General features: G+C 66.1%; 14 protein-coding genes. 7 read left to right on the forward strand and 7 right to left on the reverse strand.

Going from position 1 to position 16,243, the window contains the following annotated elements; translation table 11 throughout:
• Nucleotides 1-48: 48 nt before the first annotated feature.
• Nucleotides 49-456 (forward strand): helix-turn-helix domain-containing protein, encoded by a 408-nt coding sequence (locus HTS88_RS09290; protein WP_174177646.1) that lies wholly within the window; start codon nt 49-51, stop codon nt 454-456.
• On the opposite strand, the gene HTS88_RS09295 is transcribed toward HTS88_RS09290, so the two are convergent.
• The gene (locus HTS88_RS09295) at nt 453-1,673 is read right to left on the reverse strand and encodes a PucR family transcriptional regulator (protein WP_174177648.1); all 1,221 of its coding nucleotides are present in this window, start codon (nt 1,671-1,673) and stop codon (nt 453-455) included. The genes HTS88_RS09290 and HTS88_RS09295 overlap by 4 nt on opposite strands.
• 233 nt (nt 1,674-1,906) lie before the next feature.
• Here HTS88_RS09295 and ald point away from each other — a divergent pair, with 233 nt between their 5' ends.
• Nucleotides 1,907-3,025, forward strand: a complete 1,119-nt coding sequence (gene ald, locus HTS88_RS09300) for an alanine dehydrogenase (RefSeq protein ID WP_174177650.1) — start codon at nt 1,907-1,909, stop codon at nt 3,023-3,025.
• Nucleotides 3,026-3,116: 91 nt separating this feature from the next.
• Here the strand turns inward: ald and HTS88_RS09305 are convergent, their stop codons facing one another.
• The 6 genes from HTS88_RS09305 to HTS88_RS09330 form a co-directional block, all read right to left on the reverse strand.
• Nucleotides 3,117-4,190, reverse strand: a complete 1,074-nt coding sequence (locus HTS88_RS09305) for a Gfo/Idh/MocA family protein (RefSeq protein ID WP_174177652.1) — start codon at nt 4,188-4,190, stop codon at nt 3,117-3,119.
• A gap of 143 nt (nt 4,191-4,333) precedes the next feature.
• Nucleotides 4,334-6,052 (reverse strand): ABC transporter family substrate-binding protein, encoded by a 1,719-nt coding sequence (locus tag HTS88_RS09310; RefSeq protein ID WP_174177654.1) that lies wholly within the window; start codon nt 6,050-6,052, stop codon nt 4,334-4,336.
• Between the two features lie 52 nt (nt 6,053-6,104).
• Nucleotides 6,105-8,342, reverse strand: a complete 2,238-nt coding sequence (locus tag HTS88_RS09315) for an ABC transporter ATP-binding protein (RefSeq protein ID WP_174177656.1) — start codon at nt 8,340-8,342, stop codon at nt 6,105-6,107.
• Entirely contained in the window at nt 8,339-9,328 is a 990-nt protein-coding gene (locus HTS88_RS09320; RefSeq protein WP_174177658.1) for an ABC transporter permease subunit, read from the reverse strand. The genes HTS88_RS09315 and HTS88_RS09320 overlap by 4 nt, the downstream gene beginning before the upstream one ends.
• A 2-nt stretch (nt 9,329-9,330) precedes the next feature.
• The gene (locus HTS88_RS09325) at nt 9,331-10,314 is read right to left on the reverse strand and encodes an ABC transporter permease (protein ID WP_174177660.1); all 984 of its coding nucleotides are present in this window, start codon (nt 10,312-10,314) and stop codon (nt 9,331-9,333) included.
• 360 nt (nt 10,315-10,674) lie between these two features.
• Nucleotides 10,675-11,289 carry a TetR/AcrR family transcriptional regulator gene (locus HTS88_RS09330; protein WP_374724865.1) on the reverse strand — a complete coding sequence of 205 codons (615 nt, stop codon included), beginning with the start codon at nt 11,287-11,289 and terminating at the stop codon, nt 10,675-10,677.
• Between the two features lie 126 nt (nt 11,290-11,415).
• Here HTS88_RS09330 and HTS88_RS09335 point away from each other — a divergent pair, with 126 nt between their 5' ends.
• The 5 genes from HTS88_RS09335 (at nt 11,416) to HTS88_RS09355 (ending at nt 16,180) form a co-directional block, all read left to right on the forward strand.
• Nucleotides 11,416-11,973 (forward strand): NAD(P)H-dependent oxidoreductase, encoded by a 558-nt coding sequence (locus tag HTS88_RS09335; protein ID WP_174177664.1) that lies wholly within the window; start codon nt 11,416-11,418, stop codon nt 11,971-11,973.
• Nucleotides 11,974-12,107: 134 nt separating this feature from the next.
• Complete coding sequence (gene ligD, locus HTS88_RS09340; RefSeq protein WP_174177666.1) at nt 12,108-13,352, forward strand: non-homologous end-joining DNA ligase; 1,245 nt, start codon at nt 12,108-12,110, stop codon at nt 13,350-13,352.
• A gap of 150 nt (nt 13,353-13,502) precedes the next feature.
• Nucleotides 13,503-14,330, forward strand: coding sequence for a hypothetical protein (locus HTS88_RS22170; protein ID WP_246256128.1), 828 nt, complete (start codon nt 13,503-13,505; stop codon nt 14,328-14,330).
• 84 nt (nt 14,331-14,414) lie between these two features.
• Entirely contained in the window at nt 14,415-15,707 is a 1,293-nt protein-coding gene (locus HTS88_RS09350; protein WP_174177668.1) for an aminotransferase class I/II-fold pyridoxal phosphate-dependent enzyme, read from the forward strand.
• A gap of 44 nt (nt 15,708-15,751) precedes the next feature.
• Nucleotides 15,752-16,180, forward strand: a complete 429-nt coding sequence (locus HTS88_RS09355; protein ID WP_104186955.1) for a universal stress protein — start codon at nt 15,752-15,754, stop codon at nt 16,178-16,180.
• Nucleotides 16,181-16,243: the final 63 nt, after the last annotated feature.

Below are 16,243 nucleotides of genomic sequence, written 5' to 3' on the forward strand. Positions count from 1 at the left end.
CAGCCGAGCATACGCCTGGTGCGGGATGGCCGCCGGTAGGCTGGGTGCATGGCACTGATAGCTCCCCGGATCACTGGCGCGCTCCCGTCGGAGGATGCCGAAAAGCTGGGCCGGGCATTGGCTGGCAGCGACGACATCACCGTCTTCGTGGACGGCACCGTCCACCGGCTGCCGCCCCAGGCGAGGGATGCCGTCGTCGATCTCCTGCACCGGCTCAGCCGCAGCGAAGCGGTGACGGTCAGCAGCGTGGAGGACATGCTCACCACCTCCAAGGCAGCGGAACTGGCCGGCATCTCGCACACCTACCTGCGGAACATGACGGACCGCGGCGAGATCCCGGTGGAGTACCGCGGAACCCACCGGCGGATTCCGCGGGCCGCCATCATGGCCTGGCTGGAGCAGCAGAAAAAGGCGGAGCTGCGCGAGGCCGGGAAGGACCCCGGGGCGGGCGCCTAGATCCTGGGCCTGGCTGCCCAGCGGCGCATCTTCAGCGCGGCGTGGAGCTCCAGGCGGGGCATCCCCTTGAGCGGATCCACGCCAAGCAGCTGCCGGATGCGGCCCAGCCTGTTGTAGATGCTGCTGCGGTGCAGGTGGAGTTTGGTGGCCACGTCCTGGACGGAGCCGTCATTGTCGTAGAGAAGTTCCAGGACCGGCAGAAGCTCCCCGTTGCGGTCGTGGTCCTCAAGCATGCGGAAGTAGACCGAACCCGAGTCAGCCCAGGCACTGGCCCCGCCCCCTGCGGACGCGAGGAGCTGATAGACCCCCGCGGCCCGGCAGTCAACGAGTTCGCCCAGCTGCGGGTCCACGGCTGCGGCCTGGGCCGCCACCTTCGATTGCCGGTACGCGGCGGCGAGCTCCCGCGGCCGGGCAAAGCCCTCACTAAGGCCCAGGATGATGCGGTGGACCGGACGGCCGGAGCGCTTGGCGAGTTCCAGCTGGTAGTGCACCAGGACCTGCGCGTGGTTCGCCCTGCCGGACAACTCGCGGAACAGGACCACCGAATGCGTCTCCGTCCCCGCGCTGAACAGTGCGGAGTCCACGCCAATGGTCGCCTGCAGCGCGGCAGACCGGTGGATCAGGGTGGACGCGATGGGGTCCGGCCCGCCGGACCACCCGTCGGCGTCGAGCACCGTCACTACCTGCCAGGGGCCGCGGCCCTGGACTTCCTTCCAGCCCGCGACGGCGGCCACGGCATTGGGTTCGCCGGCGCAGGCGGCCAGGAACTCCCGCTCACGCCCACGCCGGAACTCCGATTCCGCAGTGTTCGAGTCCAGCAGGAGCCCCGACAGCATCTCGAGCTCGTGGTTGACGGCCGGCAACTGGGTGAGGATCGCCGTCGGGCTTTCATCCGCCGAGTCCTGCTGCACCCACAGGTATCCCACCCGGAAGCCGCGCACCATCAGCGGAACACAGACGCGGCCCAGCATGCCCAGGTCCTGGTTGGCGGGGACCACCACGGGCCGCACCGCCGTGGCAATGCCGTGCGAGAGCTGCCAGGCGCTGACGTCCGCGGGGACTTTCTTGCTCAGCAGGAAGTTCACCCGGACCCGGTCGGCGTGGGACTGGTTGGAGCTGTAGGCAAGCAGCACACCGTCCAGGTCCTCGAGCGACAGGCCACGGCCCAGCTTCTGCGCCACCTGCTCAACCAGTTGTTCCACACCCTGCAGCTGCATGCGCCAACACTACTGCCCGGAAGGTCCCGTGGACGAACGGACATGAGGCGACACCTGCCGCCCCGCGGCTCGACAAACGTCGAGCCACTGATGCCAGAATTCCCGGAATGGCGCGGATCCGCTTCAGCCCTCGCCTTGCCTTCATGTCAGCTGGCTCACAACCGGATTTATCGTTGATACACGAAATCCTTCCGCACTTTCCGGCTGACCAGGCCGAAGATATGGAGCCCACGATGATCATCGGCGTCCCCAAAGAAATCAAGAACAACGAGTTCCGGGTGGCCATCACCGCCGCCGGCGTCCACGAATTCCGCAGTAACGGCCACACCGTGCTGGTGGAGCGCGGCGCGGGGCTGGGCTCGGGCATCACAGATGAGGAATACGCCATCGCCGGTGCCGAGATCGTCAACGAGACGGACGACGTCTGGGCTCGCGCGGACATGGTCATGAAGGTCAAGGAGCCGGTCAAGGCCGAGTACCACCGCTTCCGCAAGGGCCTCATTCTCTTCACATACCTTCACCTGGCCGCCGAGCCCGAACTCACCCGTGAGCTCATCAACTCCGGCGTCACCGCCATCGCCTATGAAACCGTCCAGGAGGGCCGCACCCTTCCGCTGCTCGCCCCCATGTCCGAGGTGGCGGGCCGGCTTTCCGTGCAGGTGGGCGCATCCTCGCTCATGGCCCCCGCAGGCGGCAAGGGCGTGCTGCTCGGCGGCGTTCCCGGCGTCCGGCCGGCCAAGGTCGTTGTCCTCGGCGCCGGCGTGGCCGGCACCAACGCCGCCGCCATGGCGCTGGGCCTGGGCGCCGACGTCACCATCCTGGACATCAACATCAACCGACTGCGTGAACTGGACGCCCAGTACCAGGGCCGGCTCAAGACCGTGGCCTCCAACAAGTACGAGATCGAAAAGTCCGTGGTGGATGCGGACCTGGTGATCGGGTCCGTCCTCATCCCCGGCGCCAAGGCCCCCAAGCTGGTCACCAACGACCTCGTGGCCCGCATGAAGCCCGGTTCAGTCCTGGTGGACATCGCCGTGGACCAGGGCGGCTGCTTCGAGGACACCCACCCCACCACGCACCAGGAGCCCACGTACAAGGTGCACAACACCATCTTCTACTGCGTGGCCAACATGCCCGGCGCCGTGCCCAACACCTCAACCTACGCGCTGACCAACGTCACCCTGCGGCACGCGGTGGCCCTCGCCAACCTGGGCGTCCGGGCAGCATTCGACCGCGACCCCGCCCTCGCAGCCGGCCTCAACATTGCCGCCGGCCACGTGGCGCACCACTCCGTGTCCGAGGCCCACAACCTGCCCCTCGTAGCGGACTGGCACGAACTGGTCTCGGCGTAGTCTCGGGGTTCCGGCCGCAACGGCGGCCATCCCCGCGTGCTGCTCCTTCGTCGCTTTGACGCACGCTTCCGAATGGCCTCCGTTGCGGCCGTTAACGAACTGATGCGGCCAGTTCCCGTGCTTGTTCAATGATTTTCAAGGACTCGACGGCGTCTGTTGGGTCTACGGGGAGGGGCAGGTCTGACGCCGTGCCGCCGTCGAGGATTTTGTCTGCCAGGAGCCGGTAGAACTCCGGGTAGGCGCCGCGCTCGGTGGGCAGGGCGTCCAGGTGTCCATCGCGGCCCAGGAGGCCTGCCCACTCGGGTGCCTCCTGGCCGTATTCCGCGTCCAGGGGGCTGCCGCCGGCTGCAATGTACGGCTCCTGCGGGTCCACCCCGTTCTTGGTGAAACCGCCCACGGAACCCAGCACGCGGAACCGCGGGGCCTGCTGCGCGCAGAGCATGTTCATGGTGAGGTGGCTGATCACACCGGACTCATGCCGCAGGACCAGGAAAACGTCGTCGTCCGCCCGTTCGTCCGAGCGGCGCACCTTCAGTTCCGCGTGGACCACGGCGGCCGGCCCGAAGAGCTGGAGGGCCTGGTCGATCAGGTGGCTGCCGAGGTCGAACAGCGTTCCGCCTCCGTCGGCCGCGGTGGCGCGGGCCTTCCAGGCCTTGGCGATGGCGGGCGACCACCGCTCAAAACGTGATTCAAACCGTGTCACCTTGCCCAGGGCATCAGCTGCCAGGAGCTTCCGCAGGGTCAGGAAGTCGCCGTCCCAGCGCCGGTTTTGGAATACCGTCAGGACCCGGCCAAGTTGCCGGGCCAGCGTGACGAGCTCCTGCCCCTGCGCGCTTGTCACGGCGAAAGGCTTGTCCACCACCACATCAAGGCCCGCTTCCAAGGCTGCCTTGGCCAGCGGGTAATGGGTGGCGGGCGGGGTCCCCAACACCACCAGGTCCACATCGTTGGCGTGTTCAAGGACTGCCTGGCCGTCCGGCACGGTCTTCACCTCCTGGTACTGCGCGGCCGCCGCAGCCTCCCTGCGGGCGTTGGACGTGGCAATCATGCTGAGTGTGTACCGCGGGTCCGCTGCTATCAGGGGCGCGTGGAACACACTCCCGGACAACCCGAAACCCACGACGGCGGTGCGAATGGTGCGTGCTGAAGCTTCAGTCCCGGTCATAGGGCTACCGTACTCCGGACGCTCTCTCACTTCCTGCCCCAAAAACACAAGCGCTCTCTCACTTTCCGGCAAGGATCACCGGAAAGTGAGAGAGCGTGGCAGGAAAACCTGCAGGGAGTGAGAGAGCGTTACAAGGTGGGGGTTTACTTCTTTTCCCAGCCGAGGGTGGTCCAATCCGGAACCTGGGAGAGGCTCTGGAACAGGGACGGGCCGTAGTTGGCCAGGCCCGTGCGGACGAAGGAGATCTGCGGGCCGTTCATGACCACACCCATGGAGAAGTACTTCGCCATGTGCTCCTTCTCCACTTCCATGGCCGCCTTGTTACGCTCGGCGTTGTCCTCGATGGAGGCCAGATCAGCGATCTTCTTGTCCAGCTCGGCGTCGCCCAGCTGGTTCTCGTTGGTCTTGGAGTCGTAGTACTGCTTGACGGCGGACGTGGCGTCCGCGCCCACGGTGTAGCCGGAGACGCTCATGTCGAACTCGCGTGAACCCAGGACCTTGCCGAAGTCGGCCGAGGCCCGCTGGTCAATTCCAACATCCATGCCGCCGGCCTGGAGCTGCTGCTGCAGGGTCTGGGTGAAGGCGAGGGTGGTGGGATCGTCACCGAAGTTGCTGATCTTGAAGGCTGCGGGCTTGCCGTCCTTCTCCATGATGCCGTTCGCGTTCTCGGTGTAGCCGGCGTCCGTCAGCACCTTCTTGGCGGCTTCCGGTCCGGTTTCCTTCACGGGGTAGTTGTCCTGGTAGTACTCGGAGAACGGCAGGAGCATCATGGACCCGGAGCTGGGCTCTTCCCAGTTCAGGCCGTTGAAGCGCACCTTGCGGAGGGCTTCACGGTCAACCGCCGCGAAGATGGCCTCGCGGACGGCGACGTCGGTGATGCGCTGGGCGTTAAGGTTCATGCCGCCGGCAAACAGGCGCTGGCCGCGGCGGACCTCGGAGTTGCTGGTGCCCTCAAGCTGCTTGTAGAGGGAGATGGTGTTAGCGGACATGGCGTCGATCTCACCGTTCTTGAAGGCAGCGATCTGGGCGCTGGTCTCCAGCTGGCGGAACACCACATTTTCCAGGACCGGCTTGTTGCCCCACCACTTCTCGTTGGGCACCAGCGTGACGGTCTTGGCGGCGGTGTCGTACTGGTCCAGCTTGAACGGACCGGCCATCCATTCCGGGTGCAGCTCGCCGTTGAAGCCCTCGTTGAAGATCTCGGGGCTGTTCACGGCGGGGTGGATCAGTCCAAAGAACAGGTCCTCCAGCGGATAAACCGGCTGGCTGGTCTTGACGATAATTTCCTTGTCGCTGCTGCCTGCCTCGACGGATTCCACGAATTCATAGGCACCCGAGCTGACGATGTCGTAGCCCGCATCCGGGCTCTTGAGGATGTTCCAGGTGTTCTGGAAGGCCTTGACGTCGATCGGGGTGCCGTCGTTGTAGGTGGCCTTCTCGTTGACCTTGATGGTGATGGTCTGCTTGCCATCCTCGACTTCGTTTTCCACGGTCTCGCAAAAGTCCTTGTTGGGGGACGCCTTGCCCTCGAAGTCGAGCTTCCAGCAGCCCCCGATGCCGCCACTGTTCACAGCGACCGGGTTCATTGGGATTTGTAGCGCGGAGTTGTCCGCGCTGTTGCCGTTGTTGGAGAACCCGTTGAAGTCCGGCCCGATGTTGCCCAGCGGAAGGGTGACCTTGCCGCCCTGTTCAAGATCGGCTGCCGGCTTCTCGTTGATGCTGATGAGCTTGGACAGGTCGCTGCCTGCCTCCTGTCCCTTGGCCGTTTCCGGGCCAGTGGACCCGCCACCGCCGCCGCAGGCCGTCAGCGCCAGAGCTGCGGTGATGGCCGCCGCTCCGCCGATCCTGTTCAGATTCCTCATGGTGTTCCCTTCGTTGGTGCGAGTGGTGGTGCTTGTGATAGGTCGAAGAAACCTAGGGCGCATGGTGGCCCGCCGATTCGTGGACTACCAGCATGTCCTCGTCCGGCTCTCCGTCAGGGAAGAAGCAGGCGAAGCGTTGGTCCGGGGCGGGCAGTGGTTCCGCCGCCAGGGTTTGGGCCGCCGGGGAGGGTGCTACCTGCTCCAGCGGCGGTTCCAGGGTCAGGCACTTTTCCTGCTTCGCTGCCGGCAGCGCAGCAAAGACCGGGCAGCGGGTGGCGAAGTTGCAGCCCTTGGGGGTGCCCAGTGGAGACGGCAGGTCGCCCTGGAGGATGATGCGTTCCCGGGTGCGCTCCAGCTGCGGGTCCGGCACGGGGATGGCGGAGAGCAGGGCGCGGGTGTAGGGGTGGCGTGGGTTGTCGAACACCCGGTCCACTTCGCCGATTTCCACGATTTTCCCCAGGTACATCACCGCCACCCGGTTGGAGATGTGCCGGACCACTGACAGATCGTGCGCCACCAGCAGGTAGCTGAGGCCCAGCTCGGCCCGGAGCTTGTCCAGGAGGTTGATGACGCCGGCCTGCACCGAGACGTCCAGGGCCGAGACGGGCTCGTCCAGGACCACAAGCTTCGGGTTCACGGCCAGTGCGCGGGCTATGCCGATGCGCTGGCGCTGCCCGCCGGAGAACTGGTTGGGGAAGCGGTTCACATGGTCAGGCTGCAGGCCCACCAGCTTCATCAGTTCCATGATCCGCTTCTTGGTGTCGGCCTTGTTCATGCCCGCGTTCTGCAGCGGTTCAGCAAGGACTTCATACACCGTGAACCGGGGATCAAGCGCGCCGGTCGGGTCCTGGAACACCATCTGGAGCTCCCGGCGCATGGCGCTCCTGGTCTTGCCGTCGGCGGCCTGCTTGTTGCTGATCCCGCCGATCACCACCTCGCCGTCCTGGTCCTTGTGGAACTCCATGATTTCCAGCAGGGTGGTGGTCTTCCCTGAGCCCGACTCGCCCACGATGGAGAAGCATTCCCCTTCGCGGATATCGAAGCTCAGTCCGTCCACGGCCTTGACGGTACCGATGCGGCGTTTCAGCAGTGCGCCCTTTGTGAGCGGGAAGTGCTTCCGGACGTCCTTCAGCTGCAGGACGGTGGAGCGCTCCTCCCTCGGGATGGCGTCGAAGCGGGATACCGGCACCGGCGGAGCGGCGAAGACGTCATGGACATCAACGTCGCCGCCCAGCGAACCGGATTTGATGCAGGCGGCGCGGTGGGCGGCCGGCCCCGGAACCGGCGCCAGCGCCGGTTCACCCTCCAGGCACGCGTCCGTGGCGAGCGGGCAACGGGGCGCGAAAGAGCAGCCGGTGGGCGCGTGGATCAGGTTCGGCGGCATGCCCTCGATGGGCACCAGCGATGACTTCTCCGCAACGTCAACGCGCGGAACGGCCCCGAGCAGGCCCATGGTGTACGGCATCCGAGGGTTGTAGTAGATGTCATCCACCGCTCCGGTCTCCACCGGCCTGCCTGCGTACATCACCATGATGTCGTCGGCCATGCCCGCCACAACGCCGAGGTCGTGCGTGATCATCACGACGGCGGCTCCGGTCTCCTCCTGCGCCGTATGCAGCACCTCCAGCACCTGCGCCTGGATGGTGACGTCCAGCGCCGTCGTCGGCTCATCTGCGATGAGGACCCGCGGGTTGTTGGCGATGGCAATGGCAATCATCACGCGCTGGCGCATGCCGCCGGAGAACTCGTGCGGGAAGGCCCTGAGGCGTTCCTTGGGGCTGGGAATGCCCACCATGGCAAGAAGTTCGACGGCGTGGGCTTCTTTCGCCTGCTTGCTCATGGCGGGGTTGTGGATGGTCAGCGCTTCGATGATCTGGTTGCCCACCGTGTAGACGGGCGTCAGCGAGGACAGCGGATCCTGGAAGACCATGGCAAGCTCATTGCCGCGGAACTCGCACATGGCCTTGTCGCTGAGGCCCAGCAGTTCCCTGCCCTTCAGCCGTACCGAGCCGGTGACCTCCGCCGTGGTGGGCAGGAGGCCCATGATGGCCAGGGACGTGACCGATTTGCCGGAGCCGGATTCGCCCACGATGCCGAGCGTTTTTCCAGGCATGAGGTCAAAGTCGACACCCCGGACTGCATGAACCACACCGTTTTCGGTGTTGAAGCGTACGTTCAGGTCCCTGACGGACAGGATTGCGTCCGCCGGCGCGTGAAGGCCGGCCACGTGCAGCCGTTCCACAGCTGACTGGGGCTGGTCAACCGGTCCGGCGGCAATTTCGCTGCTCATGAGGCGTTCCCCTTAACACGGGCTTTCAGGGCGGTACGCTTTTTGGCGCTGCCGGAAGAGCTTGAGCTTGGATCGAAGGCGTCGCGCAGTCCGTCGTTCATCATCGCGAGCGAGCCCGTGAGGAGGAACATGACGGTCAACGGCACCCAAAACATCCAGGGGAAGGTCTGGACCTGGGATGTCGCGCCGCCGATCAGGACGCCGAGGCTCACATCCGGAACCTTGATGCCGATGCCGATGAAGGAGAAGGCAACTTCCGCGAGGATGGCGCCGGTGACTCCACGGGTGATGTCCAGGACCAGCAGCGACCCGATGTTGGGCACGAGGTGGCGCCACACGATCCGGCGCGCCGGAACACCCATGTACTGGGCGGCCTTGACGAAGTCCCGCTGCATGAGTGACATGGAGAGGGACCGGATGAGCCTCGCTGTTCCCATCCAGCTGAAGACGAGCAGCACAATGATCAGCAGCAGCCAGGACGGCAGGTCCCGCCTGAGCCCTTCGCCTCCGCCGCTGGTGGCCACAGCCACCACCAGGAGGGCCGGCATCATGATGAGCGCTTCGAGGATGAAGAGCATCACCTTGTCCACCTTGCCGCCGAAGTAGGCCATGGTGCACCCGTAGACGGCGGCGACGAGGACGGACACGAGCCCGACGATCAGTCCGATCAGGATGGAGATCCTGGTGCCTTCCACCGTCATTGCGTAGAGGTCGATCCCGGCCTGGGAGGTGCCCAGGTAGTGTTCGGCCGACGGCGGCATGCCGATGTTGAAGGGGTCGATGGTTTGCTTGTCCCACTCGGTGAAGTACCCGCCCACGAAGGAGAAAACGGTCAGGGCGAGGAAGATGGCAAGCCCTGCCACGGCTGTCTTGTTCCGCATGAAGCGGCGGAAGATGATGGTGTTCTTGCCGATGACGACGTCGGCGCTCTCCAGGTGGGCGTCCTGCGCGACGGCGGCGGGGTCTACTGCATTGAGGTTGGTCACGGTTACTGCACCCGCACTCTCGGGTCAACAAGGGTGGTGGCGAAATCCGCCAGAATGGCTCCCAGGGCGAAGATCACGGAACCATAGGCCAGGGTGGCCGTGGCGGCGTTGACGTCCTGGAGTGAGATGGCGTCGATGCTCCAGGAACCCACGCCGGGCCAGGCGAAGATTTTCTCCGCGAAGAAGCCGCCGGCAAAGATGGCCGGGATGGTGAAGGCGATGCTCTGGGCCACGGGTATGAACGAGACCCGCAGCGCGTGCCGCGAGATGGCCTGGTTCCTGGTGAGTCCCTTGGCGCGGGCGGTCCGGACAAAGTCGGCATTGACGTTGTCCAGGAGGTACTGGCGCTGGGCAATCTGGTAGGACCCCCAGCCCACCAGTGTGATGGCAACAGTGGGCACGGCGTAGTGCGCGAGCATGTCGATGAACTGGGCCCAGCCCGGTTCCATCCCCGGGGTGGAGATGCCGGTGACAAAAAAGATGCGTTCGCCCACGGTCTCGTTGATGTTGATGGCACCCAGCTGCACCAGGAAGTAGGCAATGGGGGCCGGCACGATGTACGCGAGGTAGCTGTACGAAGTGATGACGCGGTCCTGGAACCGGTACTGCCGTGCGGCCGAATAGACGCCGAGGGCAACCCCAATCACCAGGGTGAGGATGATGGAGGCCAGGAAAAGGCGGGTGGAGATCCAGACCCGGTCCCCGAACTCGGCGTTGATGAAGGCGCCGTTGGGGCTGCGGCCCCAGTCCCAGCGCGTGACAATCGCCGTAAGCCATTCGACATAGCGTTCCCAGGGGCTGAGGTCGGGGTCGAGGCCCTTCAGGCGCATGGAGTTCGCCACCTGTTCAGGGGTGGGACGGGGTATCCGTTCCTGTTCAAGCAGCGCGGGCTTGAGGGAACTGACGGCGAGGAAATATCCCGCCGACGTTGTCAGGAAGATCATGAAGACATACGTGATGCCCCGCTTGGCGAGATACCTGAGCATGCGGCAGCTACTTCTGGATCGTCGCCGCCGGCAGCCAGACGGTCAGACACCGCGTCATCCGCAGGCGGGCCAGGCTGTTGGGCAAATCAACAATCACGTGCTGGATCCTTCCGTTTTCCCGTGATCAGCGGGGGTTGCGCCGCCTTACCGGGTCCTTGCCAGCGGGTAGCTGGCGTCCCGCAGCCTGTCAGGGCTTAGTCCTTGTGGACTATGTCGCGGGTCACATTCCAGAGGAAACTATCACAAGCCGGAACCGAAAATGCGGGCGAATGCCCGGAAAGCTACCCGCCCGTATCAGATCGTTATGAATAGTTCTGTGAAGTTGGTGTGACTGGACGCGTATCCGAGCTGTGGCGTAACCTAAGCGCCGCGGACCACGCGTGTGACAAGATCCCGCCAGGAGGCGGTGAGCCTCTCGGGACTGACTCCGTGAACCTTGACAAGGCTTAACAGGCGCTCCGGATCCAGGGTCGCCGCCAGGGAGCCGGCCATCAGCCAGGGGTCGGGCCCGAAACCCTCTTCCCGCAGGAGGATCTCGATGTGGCGGTGCCACAGGACGGCGGCGGGGGCTTCAAAGCGCCCGCGCGAGGCATGCTCGGCGGCGAGCACCAGGTCCCCGAACTCCATGACGTAGGAGATCCGTTCCGCCCCAAAGGAGATGAGGCGTTCCATCCCGGGCGCACCCGGGCCCAGCGGCGGCGGCCCGAACATGAACCGGGCCTGGAAATCGGCCTCGGACTCGCTCAGCAGGGTCAGCATCAGTCCCGCACGGCTGCCGAACCGCCGGAAGACCGTGCCTTTGCCCACCCCGGCGTGTTCGGCCAGCCGATCCATGGTCAGCCCCTCTGCCCCGCAGTCAGCAATCAGCTCCCGGGCAGCCGCAAGCAGGCGTTCCCGGTTCCTTGCGGCGTCCCGGCGTTCCGCCGCCGCCCCCGCCCCCGCAGGGAGGCCGGGCCGCGGTGGGATGGAACTCACATCCGACATTCCACACCTCGGGAATAATAAGCGGACCGTAGTCCGTTTAGATGGGTGAAGGCACTGACAAGCCTCAGCTTAGACCGGCCCGCGGCCCTCCCGCGGACCCAGACCCCAGGAGTTCCCATGACCAAGAGCACCGTCCTTACCCTCGTCGGCAGCCTCCGCGCCGAGTCCACCAACCAGAAGCTGGCCGAAGCCATCCAGCTGAACGCACCGGAGCAGGTCGACGTGGTGATCCACGGGAACCTGGGCAACATCCCGTTCTACAACGAAGACATCGACGTCGAAGGCCAGGTCCCCGAGGCGGCGGCAGCCCTGCGCGCCGCGGCGAATGAGGCAGACACGCTGCTGCTCGTCACCCCGGAGCACAACGGCACCGTGCCTGCCGCACTGAAGAACGCCATCGACTGGCTGTCCCGCCCCTTCGGTGCCGGCGCCCTCGCCGGCAAGCCCACCGCCGTCGTCGGCACCGCGTTCGGCCAGTACGGCGGGGTCTGGGCCCAGGATGAGGCACGCAAGGCAGCAGGCATTGCCGGCGCGCAGATCCTTGAGGACGTCAAGCTTGCCGTGCCGGGATCCATGGTCCGCTTCGCTGAGGTCCACCCGAAAGACGACGCAGAGGTCGTGGAGCAGATCAAGGGCGTGTTCGACGCACTCACCGCCTCCCGGCCCGCGGCTTAACCAATGCCTCCAGTACCCGGCGCAGCCAATGCGCCGGGTACAGCCTTTTTAAACCCGCCCGGCAGCTGACCCCGGCGCCCGGCCGCGCCGGCGCTGCTCTGGCTGCCGCACCTGATCGTTGCTACCGTGACCGCATGAGTCCCTCAAAGACCCCGGCCGAGATCCTCACCATCGCCGGGACCGAGGTCCGCATCTCAAGCCCGGACAGGGTGCTGTTCCCCGAACCCGGGCTGACGAAGCTCGACCTGGTGGAGTACTACCTCGCCGTCGCCGACGGGGCCCTCCGCGGGGCCGGGGGACGGCCGATGGTCCTCAAGCGCTTCCCCAAAGGCATCGACGCCGAGCCGTTTTTCCAGAAACGCGTGCCCGAAAACCACCCGGACTTCATCGACACCGCCACCCTGCACTACGCCTCGGGGACGTCAGCGGAGGAAGCCGTCATCCGGGACGCCGCCGGACTGGCCTGGGTGGTTAATCTCGGCTGCCTCGACCTGAACCCCCACCCCGTGCGCGCAGAGGACCTGGAACACCCCGACGAACTCCGGGTGGACCTCGATCCGATGCCGGGCGTGGACTGGTCCCAGATCGTGGACGCCGCCTTCGTGGCCCGGGACGTGCTCGACGACGCCGGCCTGGCGGGGTGGCCGAAGACCAGCGGCTCGCGCGGGCTGCACATCCTGGTGCGCATCGCGCCGCGGTGGACCTACCGGGAGGTCCGGCTCGCCGCCGAGATCCTTGCCCGCGAGGTGGAGAACCGCGCTCCCGGCCTCGCCACCGCGCGGTGGTGGAAGGAGGAGCGCGGCGAGAGTGTGTTCGTTGACTTCAACCAGAACGCCAAGGACCGCACCGTGGCGTCCGCCTACTCGGTGCGGCCACTGCCCGACGCCCGGGTCTCCACCCCCCTGACCTGGGACGAGGTCCGGACCGCCAGGCCGGACCAGTTCACGGTGCTCACGGTGCCCCGGCGTTTCGCGGACCTGGGCGACCCGCACGCCGGTATCGATGACGCCGCGGGCAGCCTGGATGGGCTCCTGGCACTGGCCGAGGAGCTCGGCCCTGCGGAAAAGCCACCGCGCAGCGGCGACGGCTCCGGCCGCCGGCAGTCGGCGATGCCGCTCATTGAAGTTGCCCGGACCAGGACAAAGCCCGAAGCGCAGGCCGCCCTCGACGAATGGAAATCCCGCCACGCGGACCTTGTTCCGGCCCTGCATCCGGCCGACGTGCTGGTGGACGGGATGCGCGGATCGAGCTCGCTCTGGTACCGGGTGCGGGTGAACCTGCAGCACGTCCCAGAGGGCGAGCGTCCGCCGCAGGAAGACCTGATAGCCGATTACGACCCCTGGGCGGGCAAAGAGTGGCCGGGCCGGCCGGCGTCCTGACGGCGGCTCCGTCCGCGAACTTGGCGCGGGTCCGGGCTGGCGCTGCCCCGTGATCAACTCTTGTCCCAACCGGTACCTTCCCGGCATTCCCGGGCCGGGGCGCCAGCCGTAACGTTAATCCACCAAACCGGACGGGATTGCGGTGGAGGCATGCGGGCACGGAGTGCAGGAAGGCGCAGGGCAGGGCTGCGGACGGCAGCAGCAGCCAGCCTGGCGCTTCCGCTGTGGCTCGGCGCCTGCGCGGCAGGAGCACCCCTGGAACCCACCCCCGCGCCGCCCGCTCCGCTCGCCATCAGCAGCAGTACACAGGCCGCCCCGCCACCCGTTGCTCCCTCCCCGCAGCCGCAGGATGCTGCCCGGACGGAGACGGCCGCTCCCCCTGCCCGATCACTGAACCAGGCATCGGCCGGTTTCTCCGCCGGGGCCGGCGGGCCCAGCGCCCCGGCACCGGATGTTTCCACGCCAAGTACCCCCGCTCCCGGCACCGAAGCCCCGCAGGACCTTGGCGGTGCTGCAGTGCTGCGGGCTTCCGGCAAGCCCGGGCCCACCGGCACTCCGGCCGCGCCGCACACGGTGACGGCGTACTACGTGCTCCTGGACGACGGCGGCCGGAACGGTGTGCGTTTTGGCTGCAACGACAGCCTGGTGGGCGTCCCCCATGAAACTTCCGCTGCCGGGGAAGCCCTTCCTGCGGCGGTCGGCGCGCTGATTGACCCGCCAGGCAACGCAACTGCAGGAGGTCCGGAAGCGGATCTTTACAACGCCCTTGCCAGCTCACGCCTGAAGTTCCTCTCTGGCAGCTTTGACGGGACCACCGTGACGGTTTACCTGGCCGGAAGCCTCCGCCCCGGCGGAGCGTGCGATCTCCCCCGGCTGGAAGCGCAGCTCACGCAGACAGCGGTGGCTGCCGTCGGCGCCATCAGGGCAGAGATCTACGTCAATGGCCTCACCCTTGAGGAAGTGCTGAGCCTCGAATAACGGGCGTGGGCGTCAGCCTCAACCTGTGGCGTATATATAAACAGGTGTTGCTTTTAGGGCAACACCTCGCTGTATCCTGATGATGTGAGCCACGAAACACTCGACGCCGCAGCAGGGACGCTGCCAGCAGAAGCCATTGATGCCATCGAGCGGGCGGCGACCTCCGCGCACCGCCACGAAGAACTCTTTTCGGAACGCGCCGCGAATATCCGGCAGTCAGCAGTGCGGGACGTCTTCGATATCTCCATGCGGCCCGGGCTCGTCTCGCTCGCCGGCGGAAGCCCCTATCTGCAGTCCCTCCCGCTGGACCGCCTTGCCGCAACAGCCGCCAAGATCATTGCCGAGGACGGACTGACCGCCCTGCAGTACGGAAGCGGGCAGGGATCGGAGGAACTCCGCACGCAAATCTGCGAAGTGATGGCCGCAGAAGGCATCACGGACGCGCTGCCGCAGAACGTGGTGATCACCGCCGGTTCGCAGTCCGCCCAGGACGTGGCCACGAAGGTCTTCTGCAACCCCGGCGACGTGGTCCTGGTGGAGGATCCCACCTATGTGGGCGCCCTCAACACCTTCGAGGCATACCAGGTCCAGGTGGAAACCGTGGAGATGGACGACGAAGGCCTGGTTCCGGAGCAGCTGGAGGCACGGATTGCCGCCCTTCAACTGGCCGGCAAGAACATCAAGTTCCTGTACACCATCCCCAACTTCAACAACCCTTCGGGCATCACGTTGCCGGCGGGCAGGCGCCAACGGATCGTCGATATATGCCGCAGTGCGAATATTCTCGTGGTGGAGGACAACCCGTACGGACTGCTCCGCTTCAGCGGCGAGCCGCTGGCACCGCTGCGGGCGGCGAATCCGGATGACGTCATCTACATGGGGTCCTTTTCCAAGATCTTCGCCCCGGGCCTCAGGATCGGCTGGGCGCTTGTCCCGGAACACCTCCAGCGCCGCTACTACCTGGCAGCCGAGGCCGTAACGCTCTGCCCGCCCGCCTTCAACCAGATGCTGGTCTCGGCCTACCTCCGCGACTACGACTGGAGGGGCCAGATCGAGACATACCGCGGGCTGTACGCCGAGCGCTGCGCCGCACTGCTGGCAGCCCTTGAGGAACACATGCCGCCGGGCACCACATGGACCCGTCCGGAAGGCGGCTTTTTCGTGTGGGTGACCCTCCCCGAGGGTGTGGACACCTACCCCCTGCTGCGCAAGGCGATCGACGCCGGGGTCGTGTTTATCCCGGGAGCCGCCTTCACGCCGTCGGACGACCCTTCCAACAAGCTGCGCCTCGCCTTCAGCGCCGTCCCGCCCGAGGCCATCGCCGAAGGGGTACGCCGCCTGGCGCCGGTGCTTCAGCAAGCCATCGCCGCGCTGTAGCCTTGGCCTGACCAGCGCTACTGAAACCAAGCAAAGGAGCACACATGAGCGGAATCATCGTTGTAGGGGTTGACGGCAGCGCAACTGCCAAGAAGGCGGCCGAATCGGCCCGCGACCTCGCAGCAGCCCTTGGCGCCTCGCTCCACGTGGTATCCGCCTTCGACAGCGACCGAACCGAGGTGTTCGGCAGTGGCAGTGACCGCTGGATCGTGTCCGACGCCGATGCCGCCGAGCATGTGGCGCGGACAGTTGCGGAGTCGCTGGGCAGGGATATCAAGGTCACGTACTCCGCCGCCCGCGGCAGGCCGGCCGACGCCCTCATCAAGGAAGCCCTGCGGATGGACGCACGGATCATCGTGGTGGGAAACCGCAGGATGCACGGCATCGGGCGCGTGCTTGGCAGCGTTGCCAACAGCGTGGCCCACAACGCGCCCTGCGACGTCTACATCGCCAATACGTACGACGCCGAATAGCAGAGTTTAACGGACACCATGCGGTCAGCGCGTCCCGCATGGTGTCCGTTCTCACGCCCGAAA

This window comes from Pseudarthrobacter oxydans (assembly GCF_013314975.1).
GTDB lineage: Bacteria > Actinomycetota > Actinomycetes > Actinomycetales > Micrococcaceae > Arthrobacter > Arthrobacter oxydans.